At 38.9% G+C, this 1,363-nt stretch carries 2 protein-coding genes; one reads left to right on the plus strand and one right to left on the minus strand.

The window, feature by feature from the left end:
* On the minus strand, positions 1-782 hold a 782-nt coding region (locus AC1DPZ_RS27250; protein ID WP_477409420.1), incomplete at its 3' end, for a glycosyltransferase family 2 protein.
* A gap of 156 nt (positions 783-938) precedes the next feature.
* On the opposite strand from AC1DPZ_RS27250, the gene AC1DPZ_RS27255 reads away from it, so the two are divergent.
* Positions 939-1,363: NAD-dependent epimerase/dehydratase family protein (locus tag AC1DPZ_RS27255; RefSeq protein WP_477409422.1), on the plus strand; the 425-nt coding region annotated here is incomplete at its 3' end.

Consider the following 1,363-nt stretch of genomic DNA (forward strand, 5'->3'; position numbering starts at 1 on the left):
GCATCATGCTGGTACAATGGTTTCTGCTTAATAGATTGCGCGGCTTTACTAAGGTAATGATATTTTAGCCAGGTATTTTTAAATGCCATTTTTGCAATGGTAAAACCTTCCTTACCATCTAAAAAGCCTAATAAAAACAAATAGATCTTCACAAAGTGAAACAACGGGGCAAGGTTCAGCTTTACAAAAGATGCCTTTTTCCCACACTTTAAATATTTAATGGCACTTAGCTGCGCATAATGAATTGTTTTTGCTTCATGCTCCTGTTCATTTTTAACGGAATAGTGGTGCAGGTGCCCGGTCAATTTTTTTACAATAGCCTTTTTGGGGAGAATCAAAGTTTCATGCACGGACGGTTCAGTCCATTTTACCTGGGTGCGGTTAAAAAGGCGGATATGATGATCCCGTCCCCAATTACCAAAGCGGACGAGCTTATTACCATAATAAGCTTTATAGTTAATATCGTAAACTACCTTCTCATCCTCAAATTTTAATGCTGCTATTGATCTTAAAAGTGMATCATCCGGTATTTCGTCGGCATCAATACTCAATATCCAATTGTTAACGGCCAGATGAATTCCTTTGTTTTTATTAGCACCATAGCCATCCCAGGTTTCTTTATAAACCCGGCATCCGTTTTGGGCAGCTATTGCTACTGTACCATCTGTACTGCCATTATCTACTATAATAATATCGTCGGTTATCTGCTTTAGCATGGGGATACTTTTGGCAAGCATCTCGGCCTCGTTTTTGGTGATAATAACAACAGAAATTGGTACCATTAGATTAAAGTTTTAGCTGTACCTGCAAATCAAGCAACAGGTATCTATTATTATATCGTTGATTTAGTACAAAGGGTTGCCCATAATGGAAAAACTTATTTCGGTTAATACCTGTTAAGCCATCTCAGTACATCTTTATATGGATACTTTTACATTATGAAAACAGGAATAAAAGCAATTGTTACCGGTGCAACGGGGATGGTAGGCGAGGGGGTGATGCATGAGTGTTTGCAAAACCCTGATGTTGAGCAGGTTTTGGTAATTAACAGGAAAGCATCTGGTGTTACCCATCCCAAATTAAAGGAGATCATCCATGCCGATTTCTTTGACCTGTCGGCTATCCGCGATAAGCTTGCCGGATATAACGCCTGTTTTTTTTGTCTTGGTGTAACCTCTGTTGGCAAAAAGGCTGATGAATATTATAAGCTTACATATACACTCACCATGCATATGGCCGAAACATTGGTGAAATTAAATCCAGATATGACTTTTTGCTATATATCCGGAGCTGGTACCGATAGTATGGAAAAAGGTAAAGGCTGGGCTGCTGTAAAAGGTAAAACCGAAAATGACCTGATGAA

The sequence above is a fragment of the Mucilaginibacter sp. P4_G9 genome (genome assembly GCF_056400985.1).